The following is a 14,045-nucleotide window of genomic DNA, read 5'->3' as shown; positions in this document are numbered from 1 at the left end:
GCAGGTTTTTTTGTCGAGGGTGATAGCGTATTGATATTGCTGTCGGCATACTCTCGAGCGGCACATCAGCGTGCCACCACGCCGTCGGGACAGGGATGTTTGCACTTGATAAAACAAAAAATCTTCGCGGCATTGATCTTGATGGCTGCCACGGCCTATACGGTTTTCAATCTGTTCAGCATGCTGACTTTCGGCTAGTCGCGACCGGTACAGGCAATTTAGGGGAGCCTATGAAAGATGACCTGAGGAACCAGGCGCTGACCAATTGGCGCAGGTTGTTCCTGATGCCGCCAAGCCTGATCAACGCCGAGGATCGTTACGACAAACTGCTGCTCGCCGCCGACCACATGGAGCGCACCCAACTGATCAGCAGTGATGAGTGGCGTGCTTTAGTCCAGCAGGCGGGCACTTCCTTTGCCAGCACCGCGCAATGCATGGGGGGTTGGGATCAGGACTGAAAAGCACCTGATTGCTGACGCCTGTGCGTCAGTAGCTGGCGGCCTGACCGAGCGTGTTGTCCTGTGCGCCGGCCATGAGGTGCAGCGGCATCGGTGGTTGCTCATCGGTGCAGGTAATTTCCAGATTGCCCACCACCTGGGGCGCGCGCTCACTCAGTCGGGTCGACTCTTGTTCCAGTTCCTTGGCCATTTTCGCGTGGTTCGCTGCGATTTCAGAAAGAGTTGACACGATACATCTCCGATGACTGACCAAGCGTTTCGCTGGTGTCCTTGAACGTTAGATTGAATTAGCCCTGCGCGTCAGAATTTCGACGTTGTGCGGCGCTAGTGCGGGCCTGTGCAATCCCTAAGCCAGACAGTATAGGGCTAACCCCACGACTTATCGCTACGCGACGAATGGTGGGGGAGTTGCGTTAAACAATTGTGACTGAATTGCATGCGACCCTATTAACTGTTCGCGCACAGAGGGGCAGTCTGGCCCAGCGCATGACGGCTGGGCCAGCACTGCCGGCGGTCAGGCGGCAATTTTGCCGGCGCTTAGGTCTTTTTTGTACTGGGCCTTCATGGCTTCCATCTGTTTACCCAGTTCTTCGAGTCTGGCCTTGCCCAAGAGTTTTTTCGCCTGGGGAAACATCTCGGTTTCTTCCTCCTCGATGTGATGCTCCAGCAGCTCCTTGACCACCTTGGCCCGGCCGGCGAATTCCGGGGTGGTCGGGTCGGTCAGCTTGAGGTCGGGCAATACCAGGGAATCGACTGTGCGGTGTTCTTCCTTGGCTTCGTAGTACATTTCGTCCTGCTCCTTGCCCCCGGCTTTCTTGAACGCGGGGTACAGGATCTCCTCTTCCAGGCGGGTGTGGATGGCGATCTCCATCTCCAGCTTGGCCACCAGTTCGGTGCGTTTTTTCACGGCGCGATCGGTCGACTCACTGAGTTGGGTGAGAATGGCTTTGACGCGTTCGTGGTCAGCTTGCAACAGGTCAATGGCGTTCATGCAGGTCACCTCTTTGGTCACGGGGGCATTGCGGTAGGTCTGTGCCTAGCGCGCAAACTCCCAATAGAGGTTGCAGGGCCTGTGCCAGCGGGATGATTTAATTAGTCATGTAAAATCAAAGGTATATGTGTCGGCTGGGCGCGTGATGCCATGCAGCTTGCACGAAATAGTGGGTTTCGCCATGCAAATAGCCCACCTGTCGTCTGGGACTGGATGTTCGACAAGCCCTACGTCAGTCAGTGTGACACTGGCGAGTGCGCGGGCACGGCCTGGGGTTGGCTGCGGATGATCAGCAACCCGGCGGTTGCGATCACCAGTGGCACGATCAGCGCACTGTAGTAGCCCGATGGGCCGCCATGTTCGAGAAACCAGCCGCCACTCGCCGAGCCAATGATGGCGCCGACCCGACCCAAGGCAATCGCCCAGCCGGTGGCGGTGGCCCGCAAGGCGGTGGGGTAGGCCTGGGCGACCATGTAGTTGAGCACGATCTGCTGCCCGCCGATGCCCAGGCCCGCGGCGCCGGCGAGGATGAACACCAGCGACCAGTTGGTGCCGCTATTGGCAAGGCCCCAACTGATGGCGATGCCGAACAGGAACAGCGCCAGCAGCAACAGGCGAGCGTTGATTTTCGGCAGGATGATCGCCAGCGGAATCGCGCAGACCACGAACACCGTGTTCACCGCCACAGTGCCCATGGGCGCCTGTTCGGCGGGGAGTCCGGTGGCCTTGAGCACGGTCGGCAACCAGGACAGGAACATGAACCAGGCGACCCAGTTGAACAGGTAGATGGTCCAGATGCCGCAGGTGGTGCGCGCCAGGCCGCCGCTGAACAATGAGTTGACGCTGGTCTTGACCTCGACTTCGGGCACGCTGAAGGTGCTGTCTGCCGGTGTTTGACGTCCGCTGATGGTGGCGACAATACGTTCGATCCGCGCGCGCTGGCTGCCAAGGCGATGGCGGGTGAGAAAGTGCAGCGACTCCGGCAGCCAGATCATCAGTACTGCCAGCAGCACCAGCGGGGTGATTCCACCGACCAGGAAAATCCCCTGCCAGCCAATCACCGGGAGCATTTTGGCCGCGAGCAATCCACCGAGAATCGCGCCGGCAGGCAGGCCGAGCAGGACGGTGGTCATGATGGTGCCGCGGTTTTTCGCCGGCCCGTATTCCGCCGCCAGCGACAGCACCACCGGGGTTGCCCCGCCCATGCCGAGACCGGCGATAAAGCGCAGGACCAGGATCTGCTCGGTGGTTTGCGCAAATGCGGTTGCCAGGGTGGCGCAGCCAAAGAGCGCCACGGCGCCGATGATGGTCGGGCGTCGGCCCAGCTTGTCGCCGAGCAGCCCCAGCGACATGGCGCCCAGCACCATGCCGACGATGCCCGCGGTGAGAATCGGCGCCAGGGCCCCGGGACCTAGCCCAAAGGCCTGGATAATCGACGGCCCGGTGAAGGCAATGGCCTGGGTATCAAATCCATCGAGGATCGCCACCAGGAAGCACAGGGTGAAAATCCGCCACTGAAAGGCGCTGAGGCGCGAGTCATCGATCAGTTCGGGTATTGAGTAGTGACTGCTCATGGGGGGCTCCGAGTGCTTTCTAGTTGTAGTTTTTTCAGGCGCACCTGCTGAGCGTCACGCTAAAGCCCGAGGGGGCGGGCGTCTAATATCAAATGGGTGCAGTACCATACCCTGTGGGTATGATGCTGTTTTGGTTGAATAATGCCTGGTTACTCTACTTTGTCAGTTAGTAGCAAAGTTAGTGGGTGGAAATTAACCGCGAAGTCGCGCTACTGTTGGCAACTAGTGGGTGCTTGAGCCAGGAGTTGTTAGATGTATATAAGATCCAATGTGTATCAGCTGTTCATGCAGCAATACCCGGATGCGCATTTTGTGACGGTTTACCATGAAAATGGCCGTGTTTCGGAAATTGCCTCTGGCAAGCGCGAGGGCAAAGTCGAGGTGGTTTTTGTCGGGACCTACGAAGCCACTGGCTGCCTGGTGGTCGAAAGCCGTATCACTGAAGACCCTTGGGGCCTGCCGGAAACGCTCTGCAGCGCAGGTCCCATGCATTACTACAGCATGGGTGCCGAACGCGCGATGACTCACGCCAACAGTCCGATCTGCACCAAGCGTTGAAGCCACAGCGCGTCTGAGGGGGCGGGCACCGGTCCGGTGTTTCGCGCAGAAAGTTGGGCAATACCCGAGGTTTGGACTATGGTCCACTGGGCTTAAGAATATTGTATTTATCATTTAAACCAGGAACTGGAATTCCGCTCGCGGCCTTCACATCGCTGCGCAGGTCACAAGGATCGTAAAATGCCCAATAGAACTGCACGCCTGACCATATTGATTGACCAGCCGACCAAGAAAGAACTTGAAGATCTTGCTGCGCTCTCTGACCTGACCACTTCGCAAGTCATTCGTAAGCTCATAAAAGACTATCTGGAAGAGTCCAACGGCCATCCGGTAACAACACCGAGACATTCTATCCAGTAGTTCGTTGGGTTCGGCGTACAGCCGTGGCCGCGGTCTTGTCTTGACCGCCGAGCCGCTGCCCGGCGTTGCGTGTCCCTGGCATTTTTGACGATCGGCAATCCGTCTTTTACGTAAAAAAAGTGTGGTTATTTAAGCACTTAGCTAAAAATTATTTCATTTTTCTACATGTAAATATCTTGTTACAAGTCGTCAGGTCGGGTTAATATTGCCCCGCGTTCACCACCACGGTTTATGCATTTTTAAGCCCCAAGTTTCCATCAGCTACTTGGGCTTTTTTTTGCCTGAAATTTGACCTTCAAACCCGGTGGTTGATATTCCCAGGCTCCATAAGGCCAGGACAAAAGGTTATTAGACCGTCCCATGGCCCTCTGCTAAAAAAGTAGCTGCACGGCAGTCGCCCCGCACACAGTGGGTCGACGTCGCGACGTGCACTGCATGTCCATTTGCTCAAATGGAAATCGCCCAACATTGTGCTGGGCAACGATCAATGAGTCCGATGCCACCCTTCGGGTCAATTGCTGCGCCTCTGGCCAACTGCTCGCGCAACGCGCAAAGGGCTCATTGATCACTTTCTCTCCCGTCGCCCTTCCTCAGCCAGCTCTCCCGTTAGAATGACCGCACTTGAACAGGTGGATGGGTCATTGATGCGCAGAGAAATTGGCTATTGGCACCGGGAAGGGCGCGAGCTGTTCTATTACCTGGAATTCGACCCGCAGACTGCGCAGTTCTTCCTCACCTGCGAGCACCGGCCCGCCGGTGCTGAGATGAGCATCAGGCGCGTACCCTTGAGCGAAGCCCGCGGCGAGCGGTACTACGAGGATGCCCTGTTGATCATCAAGGAAGAGTTGTTCCGCGATTTCCGAATCCAAGCGCAATGACACGCGTATCCAGCCGCGATCAAGTCGGGCGATTAAGGTGCTACAGTTTTCCCGTGCACCTTATCCAGTCGTACCCAGAGACGGAGGTCATTGTCATGTTACTCAACAAGCCGGAACAGCAACTGCGGCGCGACCTGCAAGGCATTGCATCGGACCTGCGCTGGTCAGCGGTGGACATCAAGGCCATTGCCGAGCGACTGCACCAGGCCGGCAACCCGGTGGATGCGCAGGCGTTGCTGAGGATGTGCGAGGTATTCGAGAAAACCGAGGCGCGGCTCGTCAGCTACGCCAATGAAGTCAAGGCTCACAAAATCAATCTGAGCACCTGAGCGGGGGTTACCTGATGAGCGCTAAACCGACGATTGTGCTGGTCCATGGTTTTTGGGGTGGTGCGGCACATTGGAACAAAGTCATTGGCGAGCTGTTGCGCCTGGGGCATACGCGGATTCGCGCGGTGGAACTGCCGCTGACGTCACTGGCCGACGATGCCGAGCGCACTCGCAAGATGATCGCGCAGGAGCCGGGACCGGTGTTGCTGGTGGGTCACTCCTACGGCGGCGCAGTGATTTCCCAGGCGGGCAACCAGCCGAATGTCGCCGGCCTGGTGTTTATCGCCGCCTTTGCCCCGCAGGCGGGTGAGAGCCCCGGCGGCATCACCCAGGAACACTTGCCAGAGGCTGCGGCCAACCTGGCCCCCGACAGCGATGGCTACCTGTGGGTCAAGCCTGAGCTGTATCACCAGAGCTTCTGCCAGGACCTGCCGGCCAGCGAAGGCCTGGTCATGGGCATCACGCAGAAGGCCCCGTTGGCCAGTACCTTCGGCGACACCGTCACTGATCCGGCCTGGCAACACAAACCCTCGTGGTATCAGATTTCCAGCGAGGACCGGATGATCTCGCCGCAAAACCAGACGCGCATGGCGGCGCGTTTGAACGCCAAGGCAGTGATCACCCTCAAGGCCAGTCACGCCTCGCTGGCCTCGATGCCAGTCGAAGTAGCCGCGTTGATCGACCAGGCCGCCAGCACCATCAGTCAAGACTGAGACTTCCCCCGCAGGAGTGGTCCCCCGCTTGCGGTGCCTGCTTGCGGTGCCCGCTTGCGGCGGCCGACTGCTCCCCCATGTCCCACGCCCGGACAAATTTCAGCTTGCAACTACTATTACTTTTGCCCAGGCCGGACAAATTCGATAAAGTTAACCATTAGGTCAACTTTTTCGGTTTGTCGGCCCTTCGCATCTTCAGGAAGGGTTTCTGTATGACCTGAATTTTCCAGAACACCATAACGACATGGACGGATTTCATAGCCGTCCAGAGGATGATCCATGTCCAACCGTGACATATCCCGGCGCTCCTTCCTGCAGGGCGGGTTGATCGCTGGCGTCAGCGTGACGCTGACACCGCTCAGCTCCCAGGCGCTGGCTGCCTTGATGGAAAACAGCGTGACCGTGCCGTCCGAGCAATGGCTTGGCAATAACGGCAAGGCCCGCATGCGCAACGACTCGCTGTCCAAGGTCTGCGGCAGCAAGGTTTTTGCCCGCGACATCCGTGCCAAGGACATGCCGGGCTGGCCCCAGCAGCAGGGCCACGCGATGCTGCTCAAGACCATTCGTGCCGACCGCATCTATGAAGGGTTCGACCTGGCGCTGCTGGGCGCCGACCTGCAACCCGATCGTATCGTCACCGCCCAGGACCTGGAGCAGGACGGCATTGTCTTCCCGGAAGACCACGCCCCCGATCCATTGTTGCCGACGGGCAAGGTGCCGATGTTCATCGGCCATCCGGTGGCGATTCTGATCTGGAACGACTTCGAGCGTTTCCGCCAGGCCAAGAACAAGCTCAAGTTCAATGACAAAGCAATCCGCTACGGTGCCCAGGCGCCGCTTTATACCCGCGACCCCTATGGCAGCTTCCGCTACGTGCGGGTGGGCGGTGCGACTTCGGCCGACGAAGACGAATTCGCCAGCCTCAAGGACTCGATCCTGTTCCCGATGATTCGCGAACGCCGCCCGGTATGGAATGCCCAGCCCAACGTGCACGGCAACCTGACCGAGCGCGGGCTGTTTTATGCCGACCGCATGCAGCAGCAACTGCAAACCCCGCCGGACGGCTGGATGGTCTTTGACGAGCGCTACAAGACGCCGTCCATCGAGCCTGCGGCCCTGGAACCGGACAACGGCAACGGCTGGTACGACCCGGCGACCAAGACCCTGCATTTTGTGGTCGCGACCCAGTGCCCACTGGAAGCCGCCTCGGAAACCGCGAAGATGATCGCGCCGTCGCGTTTCGGCCTTGCCGCGCTGAACATGCACCCCGGCTACACCGTGGGTTATGGCTCCAAGGACCACAACATCTTTGTCTACTACGCGGCCCTGGCAGCGTTGTATGGCAACGGTGTGCCGGTGCGCCTGGCAAACGACCGCTACGAGCAGTTCCAGAGCGGGATCAAGCGCCACCCGTTCGACATCCGCTACCAACTGGCGGTCGACAAGCAGGATCACAGCTTCAAGATTTTCCGCGCCGACATGACCGTCGACGGTGGCGGTCGGATCAACTACAGCCCTTCAGTGGCGGCAGTCGGTGCCACGGCGGCGCAGTCGATCTATTACATGCCACAGAACGACCTGCAAGTGACTGCCTACCACTCGCGCGGCGTTGAAGCCGGTTCCATGCGCGGCTACGGCACCTTGCAGAGCATGGCCGCGACCGAAATGATGGTCGACGAAATCGCCGATCGCCTCGGCATCGATGCCATCGACCTGCGCAAGAAAAACGTGTTGCTCTCGGGCATGAAAAACACCCAGGGCGCAGTGCCGGCCGGGGCCTTGCGCCTGCACGAGATTCTCGAGAAGGCTGCCGGTTTCGACCTGTGGAAAAACCGCAAGGCCTTGAAACTGGCCGAAGACGCCAAGGACCCTGACAACTGGTACGGGATCGGCTTTGCCATCTGCCAGAAAGACTTCGGCACCGGTTCGGAAGCGCCGATGGCCAGCATCGAGTTCACCGCCCAAGGGCATATCACCCTGCGCCACATCGGCATCGAGATCGGCACTGGCATGTCCACCTCCCAGGCCCTGGTGGTCGCCGACTTCCTCGGCAGCCCGGCCAGCGAAGTGAAGACCGGTGAAACCGAGTGGGACGAGCTGCAGCTGACCAGCAGCGGCAACCCCTACATCATGAGCCAGGCCGAGCAGGATAGCGTGCTGCGCAACCCACGCTGGGTTGGCAAGATTGCCTCGGCATCGTCGGCCACCAACTCGGCCTACTACTTCAGCCACGCCACCCGCGAAGCGGCGCGCGTGCTGTTCAACCACGGCCTGTGGCCCGCCGCTGTGGAAATCTGGCGCCAGGGACCGTTTGGCGGCCAGGCCAATCCCTACGTGGTACGCCGTGAAGATGCCCATTGGGTCGACGGCAAGCTGACGGCCAACGGCATGGAACCGCTGCCATTGGCAGTGCTGGCCAAGCGTGCCCATGAACGTGGGCTGGTGACCGGGGCCACGGTGCATGGTTTCAACCGCTGGAGCTGGGCCGAGGCCGAGTACAACATCAACGGTGTGCGCGAACGCCTGCCGCTCGATGCGCTGGCCGTGAAGTACGGCGATGGTGCGCCGCAGGCGATCAAGGCGCAGATGAAGACCGCCGGTTTCCATCTGCTGGACCGTCAGAACGTGGTCTACCCGGCCACGCAATTGAACAACGCCGCCGTTACCTATTACAGCCCGGTGGCGACCATCGTCGAGCTGAAAGTCAACAAAGGTTCGGGCGAGGTGCAAGTGCTCAACCATCACTCCTGGCTGGAATGCGGCCGGGTGCTGGTGCCAGAACTGGTCAAGGGCCAGCTCGAGGGCGGGATCGCCATGGGCATCGGCCACGCGTTGCTGGAAGAAATGCCGTTGTACGAAGGTGGGCCAGGGGAGGGTGACTGGAACTTCAACCGTTACCGTCTGCCGCGGGCCAAGGATGTCGCGGTGTGGAAACAGACCTCGGAAATCCTCCCACCGTTGTCGCCGAGCGACCCCTCCAAGGGCATCGCCGAGGTGGTGATGATCCCGGTAGTGGGCGCCATCGCCAACGCCGTGGCCCACGCCATCGGCAAACGGGTCCGTGACCTGCCTATCACTCCAGCGCGCATCAAGGAGGCCCTCAATGGCTAACCGTCCGCTCCAAATGACCCTCAATGGTCAAACCGTCGGTCCCGTCGAGGTCCCTGATGATCTGCCGATGATCGACTACCTGCACGAATACCGAAACCTTACCGGCTCGCGCCTGGGCTGCGGCCAGGGCATCTGCCACGCCTGCGTGGTGATCGTCGACAACCCCGACGGCACCAGCGAGGAAGTGCGCACCTGCATCACCGGCGCGCACTACTTCGAGGGTAAGAAGATCCGCACTATCGAGGGCCATGCGACCCGCGACGAGGCGGGCAAGGTCACTGAGCTGAACCCGATCCAGCAGCGCTTCGTCGACGAATTCGCGTTCCAGTGCAGCTACTGCGCGCCGGGGTTCGTCAATGCCGCGACAGTGCTGGTGGAAAAACTGCAGCGCCAGCCGATCAAGCAAAGCCAGCTGGAAGCGGTGATCGAGGACAGCCTCGGTCACCACATCTGCCGCTGCACCGGCTACGTGCGCTATTACAGCGCCACGCGCAACGTGCTCAACGATCTTGGCCTGGTCAAGGAGGGTTGAGCATGAACCGACTACTTAGCGGCGTTGCCAGTGCCGTGGGCCTGGCGGTTGCGCTGCTGGCCAGCCAATCGGTCCTGGCAGCAGACCCACAGCAGGTCAAGCAGGGCGAATACCTGGCGCGGGCGGCCGACTGCATGGCCTGCCACACCGCACCCGGTGGCGCGCCGTATGCCGGCGGCCTGCCAATCGTCTCGCCGTTCGGCACCATTTATGGCACCAACATCACGCCGGACAAAGAGCACGGTATCGGCCTGTACAGCGATGACGAGTTCTTCGCCGCCTTGACCGAAGGCAAGCGGCGCGATGGCGCCAATCTGTACCCGGCGATGCCGTACACCTCCTATCACCTGATGCCCCGTGCCGATTCCGACGCGATCCACGCGTACCTCAAGACCATCGCGCCGATCAATCGCGCAGCACCGGTTACCAGCCTGAGCTTCCCGTTCAACGTGCGCCTGGGCCTGATGGGCTGGAACATGCTCTATGGCAAGGACGTCAAGTTGGCCCCGGCCGAAGGCAAGGGCGAGGCGTGGCAGCGCGGCCAGTACATGGTCGACGTGCTCGGTCACTGTGGCGAATGCCACACCCCGCGCGGCTTGCCCGGCGCCATGCAGCAGGACAAACGCATGACCGGCGGCCTGCTCAACGGCTACCTGGCGCCGAGCCTGCTGGCCGATGACCTGGCGGCTCGCGGCTGGAACCACCAGGACCTGAGCTCGTTCCTCAAGCACGGCATGAGCGCCCAGGGCACGATGTTCAACGAGATGTTCCCGGTGTTCCACAACAGCACCCAGCACCTCAGCGACCCGGACCTGAAGGCCATGGCCACCTTCCTGCTGGGCGAGTTGCCACCGCAACCCAAGGTGCTCAGCGAGGTCACGCCGGACCAGCTCACTGCCAGCGCCCAGCGCGGTCGCCAGGACTACCTGAACGTCTGCGCCGGCTGCCACGGCGGTAATGGTGAAGGCAAGCCGCACATCGCCGTGGCGATGCAAGGCAACACCACCTTGCGCCTGGAAGATCCACGCAACCTGTTGCGGGTGATCGAGGATGGGATTGGCGAGCAGCAGTTCTCGGGTTTCGAGCGCATGCAGCCGATGCCGGGCTTTGCCGACAAGTTGAGCACGCAGCAATCCACCGACCTGATCAACTACCTGCGTCAGGCCTGGGGCGGGCAACCGGCTGACCTGCTGATCAGCCAGATCGAACAACTGAAGGCAGAGGCTCCCGCGGAGCACAAGGCGCACTGACATGCAGCATCTTGACCTGCAAGTGATACGGCGCGCGCTGGCCTGGTCCAGCGCGGGCCAGCGTGTGTGGTTGTGCAGTGTGCTCAGCACCTACGGTTCGGCGCCTCGCGCGCCGGGCTCGATGCTGGCGGTCAACGACAGCGGGCACTGGATCGGTTCGCTGTCCGGTGGCTGCGTCGAGGACGATTTTCTCGAGCGCATGGCCGAAGGCTTGTTTGCCGAGGCCGTGAGCGTGGTGCGCTACGGCGAGGGCGATGATCCGCGCTCCCAGGTCAAACTGCCCTGTGGCGGACTGCTGGATGTACTGGTGGAAAGGCTCGAACCCGATTGCGAAGTCCAGGCGCACCTGCGTGAACTGGAATCCGCGCTATTGGGCCAGCGCCGGCTGATCCGTGAAGTCGACCTGCAAAGTGGTGCCCGCGGCCTGTTGGTCGACCGCGAGCACGGGCCACGCATCGAGCGCGAAATCGATCGGGTGCGGTTGCGTGTCGGGGCGGCTCAACGGCTGCTGCTCGCCGGTTACTCGAGCGTCGCGCATGCGTGCGCCGAGTTCGGGGTCGGCCTGGGATTCGAGGTGATCCTCTGTGATCCGCGCGAGGAAGTGCTGGAGGGAGTGGTGCTGGAGCATGTGGAGATTCGCCGTCAGTTGCCATCGGTGTTCATTGCCCAGGGCGGTTGCCACAGCGACACGGCGGTGGTCGCCTTGACCCATGATCCGCGTATCGACGACCTGGCCATGATGGAAGCCGTACGCACCGAGGCGTTTTACATCGGGGTCATGGGTTCCCTGCAAACCTCGCAGAAACGCTTCGAGCGCCTGCGCCGGATCGGTGGTCTGGGGGAGGCCGAGCTGGCGCGGATTCACGCACCCATCGGCCTGAACCTGGGCAGCAAGACTCCGGCGGAGATCGCCTTGGCGGTGCTGGCCGACATTCTGCGGATTCGCAGCGGTATTGCCCGCGATCAACTCTGATCCAGGGCAGTCAGCCAACGACACACGGCCCTCAAAGCGCTCGGCTCAGCGGAAGCGTGGCAGGGGCCGATCCAGCGGTTTGAGCGAGGTCAGCGCGTTCTGGATCAGCGGCGCGTCCTTCTCGATATCTTGCAGGCGGTCGCGGATTTTCATCGCCGTCGGATGGCCGTCATGTTTGTCGACCCAATCGGCGATTTCCTTGCACGCCGCCGTCAGGCGCGTTTGGCGCGAGTCGAGCAACGTTAGCAGGGTGGTGATGGACTCTTTTTCGGACATGGAAAACACCTCCATTAGTCGAGAAGCGTGGCAAAGGACAACACAACGCTCGCCAGGTGCATAACCTTGTGGGAGCGAGCCTGCTCGCGATGGACGTCAACGATAACGCGCGGGGCTTGATCAACCGCGTTGTTCTCGGGCTCATCGCTCCAAGTATAGACCCCGCCCTGGAACTGGATCGTTGCCCCCCATCAACTATAGATCCGGTTGCCAAACCTGCAAAAACCCCACGTGCTGTTCGTCGCCTGATTCAGCCCGGCAGCACCGGGCCGCCGTCTTGCAACTGCCAGCCGTGCGCGGTCCAGTGCAGGTGGTGGGTGGGTTGCAGGGCCTGGAGAAACCCGGCGTCATGGGAGGCGGCGATGAGCGCTCCGACAAAACCGCGCAAGGCCTGTTCCAAGGCCTGCACGGAGTCCAGGTCGAGGTGATTGGTGGGTTCGTCGAGCAGCAGCAATTGCGCGGGGGTATTGCCCCACGACGCGATCGCCAGGGCGGCCTTGAGGCGCTCGCCACCGCTGAGCTGGCCCGTGGGCAGGTGCACGCGTCGGGCATCCAGCTGCAAGTGAGCCAGGCGGCTGCGCACCGCCCCTTCGGACAGCGGGGTGTCCAGCAGATTCAACTGCTCGACCACCGAGCGCTCGGGATCCAGCAACGCCAGGTGTTGATCCAGGTAGGCGCTGGGTACGTGGGTCTGGCACTCGCCGCTGACGGCGGCGCAGTGACCGGCGAGCATTTTCAGCAGGGTCGATTTACCGCAACCGTTGGGGCCACTGAGCGCCACCCGCACCGGCCCTGCCAGCGTCAGGTCGAGCCGGCTGCCCGGCGTTTGCCGGGGTAACCATGGCAACTGCGCAGCCACCAGGGTAATGACTCGCCGGCTGTTGGGCAGCGCGGTGCCCGGCAAGGGGATCAGCACTGGTTCATCGTCAATCACTCGGGCATGGGCCTCGCGGACCTGCGCGTTGAGCTCGGTTTTGCAGGCTTGGTGGGCCTGTCGCACATGGCCCATGATCTCGCTGGCACGGCCTTTCATGGTGGCCCGTTCGAAGCGTGAGACGTTGGCGGTCTGCGCATGCTTGCGCGACCCGGCGGCGTGCCGCGAAATCGTGTCGTGTTCGCGCTGCAGGCGTTGCAGTTCTCGGCGGCGCTGGTTGCGACTGTGCTCCAGTGCCGCGTGCGCCGCCGCTTGCACCACCGTGCGCTGTTGCAGGTAGGCCGTGTAGTTGCCACTGAATACCTGTACCCCCAAGGGCGACAGTTCGACGATGCGTTGCACGCTGTCGAGCAGGCTTCGGTCGTGACTGACCAGGATCAGGCCGCCGCGCCAGGCCGCCAGTTGCGCCATCAACCAGCGCCGTCCGGAAGCGTCCAGGTGGTTGCTCGGTTCATCCAGCACCAACAACTCGGCCTGGCTGACCAAGGCGCCGATCAGGGCGATCCGTGCACGTTGACCACCACTGAGGGCGGCCATCGGCTGCTGCGCAGTCAGCCCGGTGAGGCCGGCCTGGGCGAGCATGGAGGCAAAGCGCTCGGCCAGGTCCCAGCGCTCGGCGACGTCGTCCAGGTCCTGGGCGCAGGCATTGCCGGCAGCCAGGCGGGCCAGCGCATCGAGTGTACTGGCGATGCCTGCTGCTTGGGCGACGGTCTGGCCGTCGACGTACAGGGGTTCCTGCGCCACATAGGCGACGCTGGCGTGGCAGTTCAAGGTTCCGGCGCTGGGTTGCAGCAGGCCGCTGATTAATCGGGCGAGTACCGATTTGCCGCTGCCGTTACGGCCGACAATGGCCGTCGGGCGTTGGTCGAGGGATAAATCCAGGGCGTCGAACAGGTGCTCGCCATCGGCGAACTGGAAGCTGAGTTGGTTCAGGCTAACGAGTGCAGGCAGACGCGTGACGTGAGTCATAGCACCTCCAAAAAATGTCGAAAAAGGCCAACAAGTGCCCGAGGCGGCTTGTTGCGCATACATTTTTGAAAGGCTTAGTTGTTCACGGCGAACGATCGTCCTGCTGTAGGAAAGGTGGCCAGCCTAGCGTAGATCGGCA

At 61.4% G+C, this 14,045-nt stretch carries 15 protein-coding genes; 10 read left to right on the top strand and 5 right to left on the bottom strand.

All coding sequences use genetic code 11. The features are described 5' to 3' along the window. The first annotated feature begins 95 nt into the window (after nucleotides 1-95). A complete protein-coding gene (locus tag ACIOVD_RS26310) occupies nucleotides 96-458 on the top strand; it encodes a hypothetical protein (RefSeq protein ID WP_401131055.1) in 363 nt (120 codons plus the stop codon). A gap of 28 nt (nucleotides 459-486) precedes the next feature. Here the strand turns inward: ACIOVD_RS26310 and ACIOVD_RS26305 are convergent, their stop codons facing one another. The 3 genes from ACIOVD_RS26305 to ACIOVD_RS26295 all read right to left on the bottom strand — a co-directional run bounded on the left by ACIOVD_RS26305 (nucleotide 487) and on the right by ACIOVD_RS26295 (nucleotide 3,023). Next, complete coding sequence (locus ACIOVD_RS26305; protein WP_095168509.1) at nucleotides 487-687, bottom strand: hypothetical protein; 201 nt, start codon at nucleotides 685-687, stop codon at nucleotides 487-489. 285 nt (nucleotides 688-972) lie between these two features. Then, nucleotides 973-1,449, bottom strand: a complete 477-nt coding sequence (locus ACIOVD_RS26300; RefSeq protein ID WP_401131053.1) for a hemerythrin domain-containing protein — start codon at nucleotides 1,447-1,449, stop codon at nucleotides 973-975. A gap of 236 nt (nucleotides 1,450-1,685) precedes the next feature. Then, nucleotides 1,686-3,023 carry an MFS transporter gene (locus tag ACIOVD_RS26295; protein WP_095168505.1) on the bottom strand — a complete coding sequence of 446 codons (1,338 nt, stop codon included), beginning with the start codon at nucleotides 3,021-3,023 and terminating at the stop codon, nucleotides 1,686-1,688. A 252-nt stretch (nucleotides 3,024-3,275) separates the two neighbouring features. On the opposite strand from ACIOVD_RS26295, the gene ACIOVD_RS26290 reads away from it, so the two are divergent. The 9 genes from ACIOVD_RS26290 to ACIOVD_RS26250 all read left to right on the top strand — a co-directional run bounded on the left by ACIOVD_RS26290 (nucleotide 3,276) and on the right by ACIOVD_RS26250 (nucleotide 11,727). Next, nucleotides 3,276-3,581 (top strand): hypothetical protein, encoded by a 306-nt coding sequence (locus tag ACIOVD_RS26290; protein WP_143501192.1) that lies wholly within the window; start codon nucleotides 3,276-3,278, stop codon nucleotides 3,579-3,581. A 180-nt stretch (nucleotides 3,582-3,761) separates the two neighbouring features. Next, a complete protein-coding gene (locus ACIOVD_RS26285; RefSeq protein ID WP_320334364.1) occupies nucleotides 3,762-3,941 on the top strand; it encodes a ribbon-helix-helix protein, CopG family in 180 nt (59 codons plus the stop codon). A 644-nt stretch (nucleotides 3,942-4,585) separates the two neighbouring features. Beyond that, nucleotides 4,586-4,819, top strand: a complete 234-nt coding sequence (locus tag ACIOVD_RS26280; protein WP_095168500.1) for a hypothetical protein — start codon at nucleotides 4,586-4,588, stop codon at nucleotides 4,817-4,819. 95 nt (nucleotides 4,820-4,914) lie between these two features. Further along, entirely contained in the window at nucleotides 4,915-5,148 is a 234-nt protein-coding gene (locus ACIOVD_RS26275) for a hypothetical protein (protein WP_095168498.1), read from the top strand. A 14-nt stretch (nucleotides 5,149-5,162) separates the two neighbouring features. After that, on the top strand, nucleotides 5,163-5,861 hold the full coding sequence (locus tag ACIOVD_RS26270; protein WP_095168497.1) for an alpha/beta hydrolase: 699 nt from the start codon (nucleotides 5,163-5,165) through the stop codon (nucleotides 5,859-5,861). 279 nt (nucleotides 5,862-6,140) lie between these two features. Beyond that, complete coding sequence (locus ACIOVD_RS26265; RefSeq protein WP_159995493.1) at nucleotides 6,141-8,972, top strand: xanthine dehydrogenase family protein molybdopterin-binding subunit; 2,832 nt, start codon at nucleotides 6,141-6,143, stop codon at nucleotides 8,970-8,972. Then, nucleotides 8,965-9,504 carry a (2Fe-2S)-binding protein gene (locus tag ACIOVD_RS26260; protein WP_095168494.1) on the top strand — a complete coding sequence of 180 codons (540 nt, stop codon included), beginning with the start codon at nucleotides 8,965-8,967 and terminating at the stop codon, nucleotides 9,502-9,504. The genes ACIOVD_RS26265 and ACIOVD_RS26260 overlap by 8 nt, the downstream gene beginning before the upstream one ends. Nucleotides 9,505-9,506: 2 nt before the next feature. Next, on the top strand, nucleotides 9,507-10,754 hold the full coding sequence (locus tag ACIOVD_RS26255; protein ID WP_401131048.1) for a c-type cytochrome: 1,248 nt from the start codon (nucleotides 9,507-9,509) through the stop codon (nucleotides 10,752-10,754). A gap of 1 nt (nucleotide 10,755) precedes the next feature. Then, complete coding sequence (locus ACIOVD_RS26250) at nucleotides 10,756-11,727, top strand: XdhC family protein (RefSeq protein ID WP_095168491.1); 972 nt, start codon at nucleotides 10,756-10,758, stop codon at nucleotides 11,725-11,727. A gap of 45 nt (nucleotides 11,728-11,772) precedes the next feature. On the opposite strand, the gene ACIOVD_RS26245 is transcribed toward ACIOVD_RS26250, so the two are convergent. Next, nucleotides 11,773-12,003 carry a hypothetical protein gene (locus ACIOVD_RS26245; RefSeq protein ID WP_095168489.1) on the bottom strand — a complete coding sequence of 77 codons (231 nt, stop codon included), beginning with the start codon at nucleotides 12,001-12,003 and terminating at the stop codon, nucleotides 11,773-11,775. Nucleotides 12,004-12,253: 250 nt separating this feature from the next. Continuing rightward, nucleotides 12,254-13,906 (bottom strand): ABC-F family ATP-binding cassette domain-containing protein, encoded by a 1,653-nt coding sequence (locus tag ACIOVD_RS26240; protein WP_401131045.1) that lies wholly within the window; start codon nucleotides 13,904-13,906, stop codon nucleotides 12,254-12,256. Nucleotides 13,907-14,045 lie beyond the last annotated feature (139 nt).

The sequence above is a fragment of the Pseudomonas sp. NPDC087626 genome (assembly GCF_044743405.1).
Lineage (GTDB): Bacteria > Pseudomonadota > Gammaproteobacteria > Pseudomonadales > Pseudomonadaceae > Aquipseudomonas.
Note: the sequence above shows the minus strand (reverse complement) of the source record. Positions and strands in the feature narration are given on the sequence as shown.